Below are 16,014 nucleotides of genomic sequence, written 5' to 3' on the forward strand. Positions count from 1 at the left end.
GGGCGCAGGCAGCCGGACGGCGGAGCATCGGAGCGCGGAGCGGGCAGCGTCGGAGCGGGGCCGGAGGTGCGGCGGCCGGGCGTCAACGCGCCCCCGGCGCGGACCTGTTCGAGTGATTCCCGGCCTGTCGGTGCGGTCGGCGGTGCCGCCGGTCACTAGAGTTCGTGCAGATGACCGCACCTGGTCAAACCCGGCACTCCGGGCGAAACGGCGAAGGTGGGGCGGGTGGGACTCGAACCCACGACCAAGGGATTATGAGTCCCCTGCTCTAACCGGCTGAGCTACCGCCCCGGTTCGCAGCACGCGACGGGTCACCCGGTCGCGGCAGCAGCAGACGGCCCCGAAAGGCCGTCCCGGGCAGCATAGCCGGTCGATCACCCGTGGTGCGCGCCGGGGGCGCACATGGGTGCGCGCAGTTCGACGGCGAAGCGGACGGGCCGACAGGCCCCCCGAACGGCGGGAACCGCCCGGACGACCGGCCCCCGACCGAAGGTGCCGGCGGACGGATGACGGGGCGTGGGACGGCGACGGTGGCGCAGCCCGGCCCGGCCTGATAGATCTTCCTCACGAACGGCGGAACGCACGAACCTCGATGCCCGCCCCGAGGACGAGACGGAGCCCCCGATGGACTCCCGCCCGGTACGGCCCGCGCGCGCGGCCAGAACGGCCGCGACGGCCGCCCTGCTGCTCGCCGCAGCCATCGCCTGCGGCGGGAGCGGGCAGGAGCGGACGGCCGACGTGGCGCCGCCGAACCCGGCCGGGGACCGGGTCGGCACCCTCTCGATCCACACCCCGCAGGGGCCCCGCGCGTGCACGGCGAGCGTGGTGCAGAGCCCCGGGCGCAATCTGCTGGTGACCGCCGCGCACTGCGTGCAGAGCCGCCGGATCGGCCTGCTGGACGGCCTGGTGTTCACCCCCGGCTATCGCAACGGGTACTCGCCGTACGGGAGTTGGCCGGTGGAGTCGGTCACCGTCGATCCGCGCTGGGCGTACGACGACGATCCCGAGTACGACGTGGCGTTCGTCACCGTGCGGGCGGTCGGCGGCCGGGAGGTGGAGGACGCGGTCGGCGGCAACCCGCTCGGCACCGGCCAGGGCTTCGGGCTGGCGGTGTCGGTCACCGGCTACCCCAACGAGCAGGACGAGCCGATCACCTGTTCGGGCCTGACCAGCTCGCAGAGTCCCACCCAGGAGCGGTTCGACTGCGGCGGCTACACCGACGGCACCAGCGGCAGCCCGTGGGTCACCACGACCGGCCGGGTGATCGGCGTGATCGGCGGCTACCAGGAGGGCGGCGAGACGCCGGGCACCTCGTACAGCGTGACCTTCGACGACCGGGTCACCGAGCTGTACCGGCAGGCCACCGAGTGACACCGCCCACCCCGGCGGGAACGCCCGGGAACGCCCGGGAACGTGTCGGACAACACGAAGGCCCCCCGGTCTACCGAGGGGCCTTCGCTCTGAGCAGTCACCGGGCGGAGCCGGTGAAGCTCCCGCAATTGGACTCGAACCAATAACCTGCCGATTAACAGTCGGCTGCTCTGCCAATTGAGCTATGCGGGATCGCGGTCCTTGCGCACCACGAACGGGACGACGACCCAGGAGGGCCGACACCCGAGCTCCCCCAATTGGACTCGAACCAATAACCTGCCGATTAACAGTCGGCTGCTCTGCCAATTGAGCTATGGGGGATCAAGCTTCCGCTCCGGCCCCCGGTCTCCCGGGCTCCTCGGCGCTCGCTGCGGGACATACATTAGCGCACTCGGGGGGGTGGTCCGCCAATCGCTTTCCCCGGCAGCCCCGCCGGCGACCCCGCCCGGCGCGCCCGACGCGCGCCCGGCACACCGCGCGGGAGATGCTGGGGTCACCGACGGTTCACCGTCCCGACGGACGGGTAGGGCAATGCGGCAATGGCCGCCAGGAGAGGGTGGAATCCGATCATGTGGAAGCTGTCGTTCGGCGTCGGACTCGCGACGGGCTATGTCCTGGGCACGCGGGCCGGGCGCCGACGCTACGAGCAGATCGCCAGGATCACCCGGCAGGTCGCCCAGAACCCCAAGGTCCAGGGCGCGGCCGACAAGGCGAAGCAGCAGGCCGGCGCGGTCGCCGGAAAGGCCGCCGGGGCCGTCGCGGACAAGGTCGGCGACCGGCTCCCGAACGCCGTCACCGACCGGGTGCCGTACCTCAGCCGGCCCAAGGCCGAGGACGACAGCTGGGGCACCTCCCGGCCGTGAGACCGGCGGTCCGCGGGGCCCGTGGACCCCACCCGTGACGGGTGGGTGACACGACGGTGACGGCCCGCCGTACGCCGCCTCCCGGACGCGGTACCGAACGGGCAACACTTCCCCGGTCGGGCCGCGTCCGGACGGCCGCTGAGGCATGATCTCGATATGGCCATCGTCGCGGGGATAGACAGCTCGACGGGTCGCACCCGGATCGTCGCGTGCGACTCCGGGACCGGCGCGGTACTGCGGTCCGGCAAGGCACCCCACCCCGTACCGGACGACCCGGACGCCCGGCCCGGCGAGGCCGACCCGCAGATCTGGCTGCACTCGCTGGGCGACGCCGCCGCCGGCGGCCTCCTGGAGGGCGTCCGGGCGATCGGCGTCAGCGCGCAGCAGCACGGGATGATCGGCCTGGACGCCGGCGGGGTGCTGGTCCGGCCCGCCATCCTCTGGAACGACCCGCGCTCCAGCGGCGCCGCCGCCGCCCTGCTGGACGCGCTCGGCGGCCCGGCCGCCTGGACCGCCGCGATCGGCGCCGTCCCCGCCCCCAGCTACACCGTCGCCAAGCTGCGCTGGCTGGCCGAGTTCGAACCGGCCAACGCCCGGCGGATCGCCGAGGTGCTCCTGCCCCACGACTGGCTGGTCTGGCAACTGCTCGGCCACCCCAAGCGGCGCACCACCGACCGCGGTGACGCCTCCGGCACCGGCTACTGGTCCCCGATCAGCGGCGAGTACCGGCAGGACCTCGTGAAGCTCGCGCTCGGCCACGAGCTGCGGCTGCCGCACGTGCTCGACCCGGCCGAACCCGCCGGACACACTCCCGAGGGCCTGCTGATCTCGGCCGGCACCGGCGACAACATGGCCGCCGCGCTCGGGCTCGGCCTCGGCCCCGGCGACGCGGTGGTCTCGCTCGGCAGCGCCGGCACGATCTTCGCCGTGCACGAGCGGGCCGTGGTCGACGCCACCGGCCTGGTCTCCTCGTTCGCCGACGCCACCGGCCGCCACCTGCCGATGGTCGCCACCCTGAACGCCGCCCAGGTGCTCCGCTCCACCGCCGCCCTGCTCGGCTGCGACCTGGAGGGCCTCAGCGACCTGGCCCTGCAGTCCTCCCCCGGCGCGTACGGCCTGGTGCTGCTCCCCTACCTGGACGGCGAGCGGACGCCCGCGCTGCCGCACGCGGCCGGCACCCTGACCGGGATGCGGGCCGAGTCGATGGCCCCCCGGCACCTGGCCCGGGCCGCCGTCGAGGGCATGCTCTGCAACAGCGCGGACGCCCTGGACGTGCTGCGCGCGCAGGGCATCGAGGTGAAGCGGGTCTTCCTGCTCGGAGCGACCGGCCGGCTGCCCGCCGTCCGGCAGATCGCGCCGCAGCTGTTCGGCGTCCCCGTCGTCGTCCCGCCGCCCGGCGCGCACGCGGCCCGCGGCGCCGCCAGGCAGGCCGCCTGGGCGCTCGCAGGCACCCCCGAGCCGCCGCGCTGGGAGCTCCCGGAGGCCGTCACCGTCACCCCCGACGCCGAGCAGGACCTGCCGATCGGCTCGGGCGTGCGCCAGCAGTACCGGGCCGCCCGCGATCAGATCCACCCGGAGACGGCCGGCTGAGACGTCCCACCCCCGGGTGGTGGACCGCGGCGCGCGGATGCGCCGGCCCCGAACCGATGGCAGGTTGGGAGGGGACGCGGCCACCGGACGGAAGGGCGGCAGATCCCATGGCACTGCACAAGGGGGCCGGAGACGACCGCCGGCTGACCGTCAACCCGTTCGTCGGCGCCGCCGACCCGCTCGGCGGGATGGAACTGGCACCGCCGCTGCACCGGCTCTCCGACGGCCCCGTCCCCGCCGACACGGCGTACCAGCTGATCCACGACGAGCTGATGCTGGACGGCAACGCCCGGCTCAACCTGGCGACCTTCGTCACCACCTCGATGGAGGTCCAGGCCACCCGGCTGATGACCGAGTGCCTCGACAAGAACATGATCGACAAGGACGAGTACCCGCAGACCGCCGAACTGGAGCGGCGCTGCGTGGCGATCCTCGCCGACCTCTGGCACGCGCCCGACCCGGACACCGCCGTCGGCTGCTCCACCACCGGCTCCAGCGAGGCCTGCATGCTGGCCGGCCTCGCCCTCAAGCGCCGCTGGATGCGCCGCAACGCCGAGCGCTACGCGGCCGGTGCCCGGCCCAACCTCGTGATGGGCGTCAACGTCCAGGTCTGCTGGGAGAAGTTCTGCACCTTCTGGGAGGTCGAGGCCCGCACCGCCCCCATGGAGGGCGACCGCTTCCACCTCGGCGCCGAGCAGGCGGTGGCGCTCTGCGACGAGGACACCGTCGGCGTGGTCGGCGTGCTCGGCTCGACCTTCGACGGCTCCTACGAACCGGTGGCCGAGATCTGCGCCGCCCTCGACGACCTCCAGCGGCGCACCGGCCTGGACGTCCCGGTCCACGTGGACGGCGCCTCCGGCGCCATGGTCGCCCCGTTCCTGGACGAGGACCTGACGTGGGACTTCCGGCTGCCCCGGGTCGCCTCGATCAACACCTCCGGCCACAAGTTCGGGCTGGTCTACCCCGGAGTCGGCTGGGCGCTCTGGCGCGACCACGAGGCGCTCCCCGAGGAGCTGGTGTTCCGGGTCAACTACCTGGGCGGCGAGATGCCGACCTTCGCGCTGAACTTCTCCCGGCCCGGTGCCGAGGTGATCGCGCAGTACTACACCTTCCTGCGGCTCGGCCGGGGCGGCTTCCGGTCCGTGCAGGGAGCCTGCCGGGAGGTGGCCACCTACCTGTCCGGGCGGATCGAGGCGCTCGGCGGCTTCCGGCTGCTGACCCGGGGCGACGAGCTGCCGGTCTTCGCCTTCACCACCACCGGTGACGTGCCGTTCGACGTCTTCGACGTGTCGCGGCGGCTGAGGGAGCGCGGCTGGCAGGTGCCCGCCTACACCTTCCCGGCGAACCGGGAGGACCTCTCGGTCCTGCGGGTGGTCTGCCGCAACGGGTTCTCCCGCGACCTCGCGGACCTGCTGCTCGGCGACCTCGAACGGCTGCTGCCGGAGCTGCGCAGCCAGCCGGTCCCGCTGAAGGAGATGGGAGTGCCGGTCCGGTCGGGCTTCCACCACTGACGGCCCCGCGCCGGCGGCGACGCAGGCGGCAGGCGAACGACGGACGTCAGGCGCGACAGACGCGGTAGACGGACGACGGGACGGTGCGCTCGGGCAAGCGCTCGACCCCGCGCGGGGGGTGAGTGTCGCGGCGGGGAGGGCTGCACTGAAGCATCCTCCCCGCCGCGCGTCCCTGCGGCCCGGGGCAGCCTCCCCCCGTGAGGCTGCCTCGTTCCGATGGGGGTCAGGGATCGCCGATCGTCCGGCTTGTGACGGACATGTCCGGACGAAGCGCCCGGACGGTGAATCGGACCGACCCGAGAACAATGCCCCACGGACACATGAATGTTCGAGCGTCAGCCGGGGTTGTGAGACACTTCCGTCCGTCTCAGCTCCAGGACCTGGGGTTTGGGACGCCGGGCCGCTGAGGTTGGAGACGCCGCTGACGTCGGGGGAGACGGACACGCCCGCCCACAGCCCGGGCCGGTGGCCGTCCAGGCCCCGCCGATCCCGCCGCCCCCGGCCTCGGATGTTTGGAAGACCTCATGGGTTCCGCCTGGAAGAAGCTGCCGGACGAACTGTCCGCTCCCGCCAGACGCCTGACGGAGGAGCTCCGCGCCGTCAAGGACGTGACAGGGCTCTCCCTGTCCGAACTGGCCGCCCGGACCCACTACAGCCGGGCCTCCTGGGAGCGCTGGCTGAACGGCAAACGGATCGTCACCGAGCAGGCGCTCGAAGCACTGATCGGGGCGGTGGAGTGCAACGGGCCGGCACTCCGGGCGCTCTGGGAGGCGACGGCGGCAGCGGAGCTCGCCGGGGAGCCCAGCGATGGGCGCACCGGAGCGGAGCCTGAACCGGCGTCGGGCCTGACGGCTCCCGGAGCCGCTGCGCGCCCGGCGTCAAAGGACGCGGTCGAGGACACGGCCGAGGACGCGGACCGGGCCGTCGAACCGGCGGCGGACGCGTCGGAGCCCACCGCCGGAACCACGACGGACCCGGAGACCACGGAGGCGACGGAGGCGACGGAGGCGACGGAGGCGACGGAGGCGACGGAGACCGCCGGATCGCCCGAGGACGCGGAGGACCCGGAGGACCCGGCGCCCTCGGAGGCAGGGCCGGGGGCGCCCCGCGCCCGCCGGACGCCGGGGCGGCAGGTCGCGCTCGTCGCCGCCGTGGCGGCGGCGGTGGTGCTGCTCGTGCTCGCCGGCATGCGGTACTCCTCGGGCGACGGCAGTGAGCCGACCGCCGTCGCCGAGCCGGCCGTGTCCTCGTCCACCCCCGCCAAGACGGCCCCGACGGTGGCCGCCTGTCAGGCCGTCGGCTGCTCGCACAAGGACCCCAAGGCCACCGGCTGCGGCGCCGACGCACGGACCGTGCAGACCACCAACATCGGCAAGGTGGTCGCCTACCTCCGGTACAGCCAGAAGTGCCAGGCCGCCTGGGCGGCGATCACCGAGGGCCAGCCGGGCAACCAGGCGGTCGTCACCACCAGCGCCGGCGAGACGGAGACGGCCCTGATCCACTGGGGGTACGACAACTACTCGGCGATGGTGAACGCGGCGGATCCGGCCGTCACCCTCCAGGTCTGCGGCCACCAGTCGGCGGGCGTCTCCTGCACGAACGGCGTCTCCGACCTGGCCCGGCTGGTCGCGTCCACGCCGATCCCGATCGGCCCGGCGTCCCCGCCCCCGGCGATGGCCTCCGCACCGGCCGCGACGGCCACCGAGCCCCCGGCCGCCGAGCCCGCCTCCGCGGCCCCGTCCCCGGCGGCCACGCCGTAGGGCACTCGCCCGGATCCTGTCGGACGGCCCCGCCGGCCCGGCAGGATCCGGGGAGCCGGCCCCGAGGAGCGGGACCGGGCTAGTCGAGGTAGCCCCGGAGCTGGGCGGCGAAGGCGTGGTCGCGGAGCTTGACCAGGGTCTTGGACTCGATCTGCCGGATCCGTTCCCTGGTCACGCCGAACAGGGTGCCGATCTCCTCCAGCGTGCGCGGCCTGCCGTCGTCCAGCCCGTAGCGGAGCTGCACCACCTGGCGCTCGCGCTCGCCGAGGGTGGCGAGCACCGCCTCCAGGTGCTGGCGCAGCAGCAGGAAGGTGGCCGACTCCGCGGGTGAGGCGGCGTCGGCGTCCTCGATCAGGTCGCCGAGCGCGACGTCGTCCTCCTCCCCGACCGGGGTGTGCAGCGAGATCGGCTCCTGGGCGAGCCGGAGCAGCTCCCGGACCCGCTCCTCGGTGAGGTCCAGGACGGCGGCGATGTCGGCCGGGCCCGGCTCGATGCCGCGTTCCTGCAGCAGCGAGCGCTGCACCCGGATCACCCGGTTGATCAGCTCCACGACGTGGACCGGTACCCGGATCGTCCGCGCCTGGTCGGCCAGCGCACGGCTCATCGCCTGGCGGATCCACCAGGTCGCGTAGGTGGAGAACTTGTAGCCGCGGGCGTAGTCGAACTTCTCCACCGCCCGGATCAGGCCGAGGTTGCCCTCCTGGATCAGGTCCAGCAGGGTCAGGCCGCGGCCGACGTAGCGTTTGGCGACGGAGACCACCAGTCGCAGGTTGGCCTCGGTCAGCCTGCGCTTGGCGATCCGGCCGGTCACCACCAGGGTGTCCAGGTCACGGGCCAGCGGGTCGGCGGGCGGCGGCTCCCGGTTCAGCCGTTCCTCGGCGAAGAGGCCGGCCTCGATCCGGCGGGCGAGTTCGACCTCCTCGGCCGCGGTGAGCAACCGGATCCGGCCGATCTCGCGCAGGTACTGGCGGAGCAGGTCCGCGGCCGGGCCGCTCCCCTCGGGGGCGGCCCGGCGCTCGGGCGCGTCCTCGGCTTCGGGGTGGCCCGCCGGGAGGCCCTGGGCGGGGATCCGGGCACCGCCCGGGGGCGGTGCCCCGGCCCGCCCGTGGTCCGCGGAACCGTCGGGGCCGTCGAGCCCCCCGGCGCCGTCGGGTCCTTCGACGCCGTCAGGGTCCTCGACGTCGTCGGGACGGCCGGGACCGTCGGAGGCCCCGTCCTGGGGGGCGAGCGGTTCGTCGGTCGGCTGAGCGGTCGCGGCAAGGCCTCGGTCCACGGGCATCCCCTCGGGGCGGGCGCGACTCTGGCGGACCCGCGCTGTACGGAGGTGGGACGCCTTCCAGTGTGCGGCACGCCACGCTCCGTGGCCGAGACTCGTGCGCGGACTTTCTGAGCGCGGTCCGCCAGGAGCGGCGCGCGTCGGCCGCCGGGGCCCCGACGGCGCTACAGCGCGGCCGAACCCCTGCTGCGCAGCTGCTGCCCGTACTGCTGGAGCTGCCACAGCTCGCTCTGCACGGCGTGCAGTTCCTCGGCGGCGGCCCGGTTGCCGAGCCGCTGGAGGTGGCCCCGGACCTCGTTCACCCGCCGGTCCACGGCCAGCAGCCGCAGCTTGACGAGGAACTCCCCCGCGTAGATGGCGTCCACCTTGCGGCGCGAGCGCACCGGCTCCACGGTCAGCTCGGTGACCAGCGAGCGCACCTGGTCGTCCGGGCAGGCCTCGCGCACGGTGCTGGTGAAGTCGGCCAGTGTCGCCCCGTACGCGGCGCCGCCGGCCTGCCCGATCGCGCGGCGCACGGCGGTGTACGGCGGGGTGGGGAACTCGTCCTCGGCGTAGTTGTCGAAGGCCGGGGCGACCAGGTCCGGGTGCTGCAGCGCCAGCTTGAGCAGCTCGCGCTCGACGAACTGGGCCGGGTCGCGCGGGTTGACCGTGAAGACGGGGCGCGCCGGGCGGACCGGCTGCGACGGGTCGGGGCGGCGCTGCTGGCCGGCGCCGCGCGGGTTCTGCTGGCGTTCGCGGTCCCAGCGGGCCAGCTGGGAGACCCGGCGGACGACGAAGGGTTCGTCCAGGATGCCGAGCATGCCGGCCAGCCGGACGGCGTACTCGTGCTGGATCGAACGGTCCTTGATCTTGGCGACGATCGGCGCCGCCTCCTCCAGGGCCGCCGACCGACCTTCGGGCGTGTCCACCCGGTGCCGGGCGACGGCCGAGGACAACGCGAACTCGAAGAGCGGCACGGGGTTGTCGATCAGCTCGCGGACCGCCTCGTCGCCCTTGGCCAGGCGCAGGTCGCACGGGTCCATGCCGCCGGGGCTGACCGCGATGGAGGTCTTGGCGGCGAACTTCTGGTCGTCCTCGAAGGCGCGCAGCGCGGCCTTCTGGCCGGCCGCGTCGCCGTCGAAGGTGAAGACGGTCTCGCCGCGGTACTGGGAGGTGTCCATCAGCAGCCGGCGGATGATCTTGATGTGGTCCTCGGCGAACGCCGTCCCGCAGGTGGCGACCGCGGTGGTGACCCCGGCCAGGTGGCAGGCCATCACGTCGGTGTACCCCTCGACCACCACGGCCCGGCCCGACTTGGCGATCTCCTTCTTCGCCAGGTCGAGGCCGTACAGGACGTGCGACTTCTTGTAGATCGGCGTCTCGGGGGTGTTGAGGTACTTCGGCCCGTTGTCGTCCTCGCGGAGCCGGCGGGCGCCGAAGCCGATCACCTCGCCCGCGATGTCGCGGATCGGCCAGACCAGCCGGCCCCGGAAGCGGTCGATCAGACCGCCGCGCTGGCCCTGCGAGGCCAGACCGCCGAGCAGGATCTCCTTGTCACTGAAGCCCTTGCCGCGCAGGTAGCGGACCAGGTGCTCCCAGCCGACGGGGGCGTAACCGACACCGAAGGTCTTCGCGGCCTCCTCGTCGAAGCCCCGCTCGGAGAGGAAACGGCGGCCGATCTCGGCCTCCGGGGAGACCAGCTGCTCCTGGTAGTAGGCGGCGGCCACCTTGTGCGCCTCGACCAGCCGGGTGCGCTCGCCCTGCTGGTGACGGGGGCTGTAGCCGCCCTCCTCGTAGCGGAGCGTGATGTTCGCCTGAGCGGCCATCCGCTCCACGGCCTCGGCGAAGGTGAAGTGCTCGATCTTCATCAGGAAGGCGATGGTGTCGCCGTTCTCCTGGCAACCGAAGCAGTGGAACACGCCCTTGGCGGGGTTGACGTAGAACGAGGCGGACTTCTCGTCGTGGAAGGGGCAGACGCCCTTGTACTCGCCGCCGCCACCGTTGGTCAGCTGTACGTAGTCGCCGACCACCGCATCGATCGGCAGTGCGCTCCGCACCGCCTGTACGTCTTCGTCCCTGATCCGCCCGGCCACCCCGGAAGTCTACTGGGGTGGCCGGGGTTTCCCGGGGCCGCTCCCCATCCGGTCCGGTGGCGGGCCCCGGGGGGCTCAGGTCCAGGCCGCCCCGACCAGCTTGCCGTGGAGGGCCAGCGCCGAGGCGTCGGTGAGGGTGGCGATCTGGTCGATCACCGCGCGCAGGGCCCCCCGGTCGTCCTCGGCCTCGTGGTAGAGCGCGGCGAAGACCGGGTCCAGCCCCTCCGGCGCGCGCTCGTTGAGGACGTACGCCAGCTCGGCGATCACGATCCGCTGACGGGCCCGGAGCTGGGCCTGCTCGTCGCGCTGCATCACGAACCGGACGGCGACCGCCTTCAGCACCGCGCACTCCAGGCGAACCTCGCGCGGCACCACCAGCTCGGCCTCGTACCGGGTGAGCCGGCCGGGGCCGTAACGGGCGCGGGTCGCCTGCTCGGCGGCGAAGCAGAAGCGGCCGATCAGCTGGCTGGTGAGGTCCTTCAGCCCGGCCCGGGCCCGGGCGGTGCCGTCGTACGCCTGGGGCCACCACTCCTGCGCGAGCAGCCGGTCCAGGGCGTCCGACAGCTCCTCCGGCTCGGCGTCCGTGGCGTAGCGCTCGGCGACCTTGAACAGTTCGGCGCGCTCGCTCGGGGCGAGCAGCGCGGCCGGGTCGATGTGACCGGCCTGGAGGCCGTCCTCCACGTCGTGGGTGGAGTAGGCGACGTCGTCGGACCAGTCCATGACGGTGGCCTCGAAGCACCTGCGACCGGCCGGGGACCCGGCCCGCAGCCATCGGAAGACCGGCAGGTCGTCGGCGTAGACGCCGTACTTGGGCGAGGCCGGGTCGGTGGGGTGCGCGCCGTGCGTCCACGGGTACTTGGTGGCGGCGTCCAGGGCGGCGCGGGACAGGTTGAGCCCGACGCTGCGGCCCGGCCAGGGGGCCAGCCGGGCGGGTTCCTCGTCCTGCGGGGCGAACCGCTTGGGCTCCAACCGGGTCAGGATGCGCAGCGACTGCGCGTTGCCCTCGAAGCCGCCGCAGGCCTCGGCGGCCTGGTCGAGCGCCTCCTCACCGGTGTGGCCGAACGGCGGGTGGCCGATGTCGTGGGCCAGGCAGGCGGTCTCGACGAGATCCGGGTCACAGCCCAGCGCCGCGCCCAACTCCCTTCCGACCTGGGCGCATTCCAGCGAGTGGGTCAGCCGGGTGCGGGGGAAGTCGCTGCGCATCGGGGCGACCACCTGGGTGGTGCCGGCCAGCCGGCGCAGGGCGGCGGAGTGGAGCACGCGGGCGCGGTCACGCTGGAACGCCGTCCGGCCCGGGCGTTTGTCCGGTTCGGGCACCCAGCGGGCCTCGGCGGCGTGGTCGTACGGGTTCGGGGTGGTGGCGAGGCGGTGCGTGGTGTCGTCCATATGCCCTTCACGGTACGCCGAGCCCCCGACACCGGAAGTGTGCCGCGCGCGACGGGACGCGGGCCGGGGCGTGAACGCTCGGCCGCCCGCGGAAGGGCCCCCCGGGCCCTCCCGCCGCCCCTGCCGCAGCCACTGGCCCCCACGGCCCGGGGCCTTCACGAGCCGGCGCCTTCACGAGCCGACAGCCGATGCCCGGTGCCGGTTCAGCCGCGGACCGCCCTGAGGACGGCCGCCGCGGCGCCCTCCTGTCCCTTGGCGTTGGGATGGATCCCCGCCAGACCGGGCGCCGGGAACGGCGGCTCGACCCAGCGGGCGGCCTCACCCGCGCACATGTCGTGGCCGGACGAGGGCGCGGCGAGGTCCACGAAGACCGCGCCCGCCGCCTCCGCTCGCCGCTTGAGCATGGCGTTGAGCTGCTGCTCCTTCTCCACCAGGAAGCCCAGATCACCCCCGGCGACGGTCTTGCCGAGCACCGGCACGCAGACGGCCGGGTCGGCCGGCAGCAGCGAGGGGTAGCCGACCACGTAGACCTTCGCCTGCGGAGCGCGGCGCTTGACCTCCTTCAGCGTCTCGCCCAGCCGTTCACCGGCCGCGTCCACCTTGCGCTGCACCTGGTCGGCACCGTCCGACGCGGCGTAATGCTCGCGGCACGGTGCCGGCGCCCGGCCGGAGCCGACCAGTTCCTTGACCGCGTCGACCAGGTTCTCCTTGGCGCACTGGGTGACGACCTCCATGAACCCGGCGTCGTTGCCGCCGATCCCCACGGTGACCAGCCGGGTGGCCGGTTCGATCGCGTCCAGCTGCGGCGGATTGGTGCCGCTGCCCGTCTCCTGGGAGCCGGTCAGGTCGCCGGTGCGGGCCCCGCTGCAGCTGGCGTCGCGGAACTGACCGCCCGCCAGGCCGAGCGCCTTGGCCACCAGGCTGGGGTAGTTGACCGTCGAGCGGGCGCAGCCCTTCGGCTCCCCCGCCTGCGGGCTGATCTTGAGCCCCGCGGTGTACGAGTCGCCGAGCGCCACGTACGGACCGGTCGGTGTCGGGGTGGGGGTCGGCGTGGCCGACGCCGCCCGGTTCGCCTGCGGACCCCCCGGTACGGCGGCGCCGACGGCGGTGTCCGTACCTCCGGTGCCGGAGCAGGCGGTGAGCAGGACGGCGGCGAGTCCGACGGTCAGGGCACCTGTCAGGGCCCTCGGTACGGCGCGTGACGGGTCGGTCTGCGGCGTGGCGGACGCAGTGGTCGACGACGAGCCCGACCGGGCGCCGGTGGGCGCGCCCTTCGGGCGTACGGACAGAGGCACGGGATCCCCCCGGGTAGGAGCCGTTGGCGTTCTTCCTACGACGGCCCGTCCCCCGGGCACCGCCATCCCAACGGACGGAGACGCCGGATCGATCCCGCCGGAACCGGCGGATTCCGGCGCCTCCCTACCGTGCCCGTCCTTCGGGGCGGCGCCCGTCTCTCCGGAGGGTGTTCCTCACCCCCGGAGGGCATTCGTCACCCCCGGGCGGCGTCCGCCGGCCCGGGGGCTCGCACTGCTCCGGAGGCTTCCGCTACTCCGGGCCGCGCTCGTGCTCCGCCAGGAACTGCTCGAACCGCCGGCCCAGCTCGTCCGCCGACGGCAGGTCCACCGGCTCGGCCAGCAGGCTCTCCCGGCCCTCGGCGCCCGCCACCGCGTCGTACTGGCCCTCCATGCCGCGGATCGCCGAGCGCAGGTCGCCGTCCCCCTGCGACAGCTGGTCCTCGATGTCGGCGTACACGCCGTCGACCTGCTCGCGCAGCTGCGTGCCGGGCAGCACCAGCCCGGTGGCGGACTGCACCGCCTCCAGGATGAGCACCGCGGCCGCCGGGTACGCCGTGCGCGCCACGTAGTGCGGCACGTGCACGGCGAAGCCGAGCACGTCGTGCCCGGCCTCGGCGAGCCGGAACTCCAGCAGGGCCTGCGCGCTGCCGGGCACCTGGGCCTGCTCGAACCACTGCGGGTAACCGGCGGCGAGGTCGAGGCGGTTGCCGTGCGGGGTCAGACCGACCGGGCGGGTGTGCGGCACCCCCATCGGGATGCCGTGGAAGTCGAGCGACAGCCGGACGTCGAACCGCTCGACCAACTCGCGGACGGCCGCGATGAAACGCTCCCACTCGACGTCCGGCTCGGGCCCGGTGAGCAGCAGGAACGGCGAGCCGGCCGCGTCGTGGACCAACTGGAGCAGGATCTCCGGCGGCTCGTAGGAGGACCAGTGCTCGCGGTCGAAGAGCATCGCGGGGCGGCGGGCGCGGTAGTCCACCAGACGGTCGTGGTCGAAGCGGGCCACCACCTGGGGCTCCCCGGCCTCCAGCAGGTGGGTGACCACCTGGCCGCCGGCCTCTCCGGCGTCCATGAAGCCCTCGAAGTGGTGGAGCAGCACCAGACCCGCGCCGGTGTCGGCCAGCGCGGCCCTCGCCGCGGCCACGGCGGCCACGCCCTGCTGATCCAGCTCGTACAGCGCCTGGGGATCACGCACCGCGTACCCACACCCCGCTCTCTACTCGGTCTCTAGCTACTCGTCGGACTCGTGCCGGTTCTCCTCGTGCAGCGTGCGGCGCTCCGCCGGAATTCCCGCTGCCGGGATTCGCCTCCCCGGCTGCGGGACTCCCCCCGTTCCGCTGCCCGGAATCCTCCCGCCGCACCGACCGGACGACCGGGCCGCCCCGGCCGCCCACGACGGCCCCGGAACGCCTCCGCGGCCTTCCGCCGGTCCCACTGTGGACTCCCGCGCCTTTCCGGCCACCGCCCGCCCGCGCCCGCCACCGTCCCGCGCCGCCCGCGAGCGCTCGGCGCGCCCCCGGAGGGCCGACTCGACCATGATCGCACCCGATGGGAAAAGCCCTGGTCAGGGGCGGCTGAACGGCCCGTCGAGGCAGCCCGCCGCCGCACCCGGCGGCCATTCGTGTGCTGCGAAGTGACGCACCGCCTTCTGGCGGGTATCGTCCTCTCGCTGCCTCGCATCGTCGCGTCGTCGTCACGTCGTCCGTAACGCCGTCGATCACGTCCCGGCCCGGTGCTCGGCCAGCCACCTACGACGCATCTTGCCTTCACCTGGCCGCCTGTTTCCCTTCGCGCTCCCGTATCCTCATCGGCCATCTCGCGGACGCACACTGTCCCCTCGCTCATCCCGCCGGACCGGTCCGTGGACCCGTGTCCGTTCCGGCACCGCGCTGCCCGTCTCCGGGCCGCCGCCCCCCAACCCGCCCGACCGGTACCTCCGGCGTGCGCGGGTGCCGGCGGGCGGACCTCCGGGGCGGGGCGAAAAGTCCACTGCTCGGCCCGCGCGCACCCAGGCACGGGCCGGCATCCTCCGACCGATGAAGGACCGAAGGTTCCGTGCCCGTACCTCTCATCCTCACCGGCCGCACCGTGCGGCTGGAGCCCCTCGCCGCGCACCACGCCGAGGCCATCGCCCAGGCCGGCGCCGAGGACCGTACGACCTACGCCTTCACGCCCGTCCCGCACGGCCTGGAAGCGGCCCGCGAGTACATCTCGCGGGCCCTCGCCGACCAGGCCGCGGGCCGGTCGCTGCCGTTCGCGACCGTGAGCCAGGCCGACGGCCGGGTCGTCGGTTCCACCCGCTTCCTGGAACTCGACTACTGGCAGGGCCCGCTGGTCTGGCCCCCGGCGCCGGGCGTGCCGTTCGGCGACCCGGCCACCGCCGTGCCCGACGCCGCCGAGATCGGCAACACCTGGCTCTCCCCGCGCGCCCAGGGCACCGGCATCAACACCGAGGCCAAGCTGCTGATGCTCCGGCACGCCTTCGAGGTGTGGGGCGTCCAGCGGATCTCGCTCCGTGCCGACGCCCGCAACCAGCGGTCGCGGGCCGCCATCGAGCGGCTCGGCGCCACCTCGGAGGGCGTCCGGCGGGCGCACTCGCGCGGGCTCGACGGAGTGGTCAGGTCCACCGCGTTCTACTCGATCCTGGACGACGAGTGGCCCGCCGTCCGCGACATCATCGAGTTGCGGATCGCCGCCGCCACCTCGCCGAGCGCCCCGGATCCGGCGATCAACCAGGAGTGCCTTAGACACGGCGGCAGCGGGCACCTGATCACGGCCTGACGCGGTCGTGGGGGGGGGGGGGGGGCGGGGGGGGGGGGGGCGGGCCCCCCCCCCCCCCCCGGCGGGGGGGCCCCGGCGCCGGCGGCGGGGGCGCCCCCCGGGGACGGGG

The 16,014-nt window shown here is 74.1% G+C and carries 11 protein-coding genes and 3 tRNA genes; 6 read left to right on the forward strand and 8 right to left on the reverse strand.

Annotated elements, in window-relative coordinates; genetic code table 11:
• Nucleotides 1-217 precede the first annotated feature (217 nt).
• Nucleotides 218-291, reverse strand: a tRNA-Ile gene (locus tag ACFWIC_RS18535).
• 333 nt (nucleotides 292-624) lie between these two features.
• On the opposite strand from ACFWIC_RS18535, the gene ACFWIC_RS18540 reads away from it, so the two are divergent.
• Nucleotides 625-1,371 carry a trypsin-like serine peptidase gene (locus tag ACFWIC_RS18540; protein ID WP_380519427.1) on the forward strand — a complete coding sequence of 249 codons (747 nt, stop codon included), beginning with the start codon at nucleotides 625-627 and terminating at the stop codon, nucleotides 1,369-1,371.
• Nucleotides 1,372-1,490: 119 nt separating this feature from the next.
• Here the strand turns inward: ACFWIC_RS18540 and ACFWIC_RS18545 are convergent.
• Nucleotides 1,491-1,563: transfer RNA gene (locus ACFWIC_RS18545), tRNA-Asn, on the reverse strand.
• Nucleotides 1,564-1,619: 56 nt separating this feature from the next.
• Nucleotides 1,620-1,692: transfer RNA gene (locus tag ACFWIC_RS18550), tRNA-Asn, on the reverse strand.
• A gap of 248 nt (nucleotides 1,693-1,940) precedes the next feature.
• Here ACFWIC_RS18550 and ACFWIC_RS18555 point away from each other — a divergent pair.
• The 4 genes from ACFWIC_RS18555 to ACFWIC_RS18570 all read left to right on the forward strand — a co-directional run bounded on the left by ACFWIC_RS18555 (nucleotide 1,941) and on the right by ACFWIC_RS18570 (nucleotide 7,095).
• Nucleotides 1,941-2,234, forward strand: coding sequence for a hypothetical protein (locus ACFWIC_RS18555; RefSeq protein ID WP_380360528.1), 294 nt, complete (start codon nucleotides 1,941-1,943; stop codon nucleotides 2,232-2,234).
• Nucleotides 2,235-2,390: 156 nt separating this feature from the next.
• Nucleotides 2,391-3,824, forward strand: coding sequence for an FGGY family carbohydrate kinase (locus ACFWIC_RS18560; protein ID WP_380360530.1), 1,434 nt, complete (start codon nucleotides 2,391-2,393; stop codon nucleotides 3,822-3,824).
• A gap of 107 nt (nucleotides 3,825-3,931) precedes the next feature.
• Nucleotides 3,932-5,335 carry a glutamate decarboxylase gene (locus ACFWIC_RS18565; RefSeq protein WP_380519429.1) on the forward strand — a complete coding sequence of 468 codons (1,404 nt, stop codon included), beginning with the start codon at nucleotides 3,932-3,934 and terminating at the stop codon, nucleotides 5,333-5,335.
• Nucleotides 5,336-5,859: 524 nt separating this feature from the next.
• Nucleotides 5,860-7,095 carry a DUF2690 domain-containing protein gene (locus tag ACFWIC_RS18570; protein WP_380519431.1) on the forward strand — a complete coding sequence of 412 codons (1,236 nt, stop codon included), beginning with the start codon at nucleotides 5,860-5,862 and terminating at the stop codon, nucleotides 7,093-7,095.
• Between the two features lie 79 nt (nucleotides 7,096-7,174).
• On the opposite strand, the gene ACFWIC_RS18575 is transcribed toward ACFWIC_RS18570, so the two are convergent.
• From ACFWIC_RS18575 to ACFWIC_RS18595, 5 genes are all read right to left on the reverse strand, one after another.
• Nucleotides 7,175-8,374 carry an RNA polymerase sigma factor gene (locus ACFWIC_RS18575; RefSeq protein WP_380519433.1) on the reverse strand — a complete coding sequence of 400 codons (1,200 nt, stop codon included), beginning with the start codon at nucleotides 8,372-8,374 and terminating at the stop codon, nucleotides 7,175-7,177.
• A 161-nt stretch (nucleotides 8,375-8,535) separates the two neighbouring features.
• Complete coding sequence (gene dnaG / locus ACFWIC_RS18580; RefSeq protein ID WP_329951527.1) at nucleotides 8,536-10,443, reverse strand: DNA primase; 1,908 nt, start codon at nucleotides 10,441-10,443, stop codon at nucleotides 8,536-8,538.
• Nucleotides 10,444-10,518: 75 nt separating this feature from the next.
• The gene (locus tag ACFWIC_RS18585; RefSeq protein ID WP_380360536.1) at nucleotides 10,519-11,829 is read right to left on the reverse strand and encodes a deoxyguanosinetriphosphate triphosphohydrolase; all 1,311 of its coding nucleotides are present in this window, start codon (nucleotides 11,827-11,829) and stop codon (nucleotides 10,519-10,521) included.
• 203 nt (nucleotides 11,830-12,032) lie between these two features.
• On the reverse strand, nucleotides 12,033-13,124 hold the full coding sequence (locus ACFWIC_RS18590) for an SGNH/GDSL hydrolase family protein (RefSeq protein WP_329951526.1): 1,092 nt from the start codon (nucleotides 13,122-13,124) through the stop codon (nucleotides 12,033-12,035).
• Between the two features lie 250 nt (nucleotides 13,125-13,374).
• Nucleotides 13,375-14,319 carry a PAC2 family protein gene (locus ACFWIC_RS18595; RefSeq protein ID WP_329879003.1) on the reverse strand — a complete coding sequence of 315 codons (945 nt, stop codon included), beginning with the start codon at nucleotides 14,317-14,319 and terminating at the stop codon, nucleotides 13,375-13,377.
• Nucleotides 14,320-15,179: 860 nt separating this feature from the next.
• On the opposite strand from ACFWIC_RS18595, the gene ACFWIC_RS18600 reads away from it, so the two are divergent.
• Nucleotides 15,180-15,905, forward strand: coding sequence for a GNAT family protein (locus tag ACFWIC_RS18600; protein ID WP_329879004.1), 726 nt, complete (start codon nucleotides 15,180-15,182; stop codon nucleotides 15,903-15,905).
• The last annotated feature ends 109 nt before the right edge of the window (nucleotides 15,906-16,014 follow it).

Source organism: Kitasatospora sp. NPDC127035 (assembly GCF_042726075.1).
Classification (GTDB): domain Bacteria; phylum Actinomycetota; class Actinomycetes; order Streptomycetales; family Streptomycetaceae; genus Kitasatospora.

What these genes read in the sequence shown, in the direction of transcription:
- ACFWIC_RS18560 (WP_380360530.1), top strand. Translation starts at nt 2,391, where the DNA reads ATGGCCATCGTCGCGGGGATAGACAGCTCGACGGGTCGCACCCGGATC.
- ACFWIC_RS18540 (WP_380519427.1), top strand. Translation starts at nt 625, where the DNA reads ATGGACTCCCGCCCGGTACGGCCCGCGCGCGCGGCCAGAACGGCCGCG.
- ACFWIC_RS18575 (WP_380519433.1), bottom strand. Translation starts at nt 8,374, where the DNA reads ATGCCCGTGGACCGAGGCCTTGCCGCGACCGCTCAGCCGACCGACGAA.
- ACFWIC_RS18565 (WP_380519429.1), top strand. Translation starts at nt 3,932, where the DNA reads ATGGCACTGCACAAGGGGGCCGGAGACGACCGCCGGCTGACCGTCAAC.
- ACFWIC_RS18585 (WP_380360536.1), bottom strand. Translation starts at nt 11,829, where the DNA reads ATGGACGACACCACGCACCGCCTCGCCACCACCCCGAACCCGTACGAC.
- ACFWIC_RS18555 (WP_380360528.1), top strand. Translation starts at nt 1,941, where the DNA reads ATGTGGAAGCTGTCGTTCGGCGTCGGACTCGCGACGGGCTATGTCCTG.
- ACFWIC_RS18570 (WP_380519431.1), top strand. Translation starts at nt 5,860, where the DNA reads ATGGGTTCCGCCTGGAAGAAGCTGCCGGACGAACTGTCCGCTCCCGCC.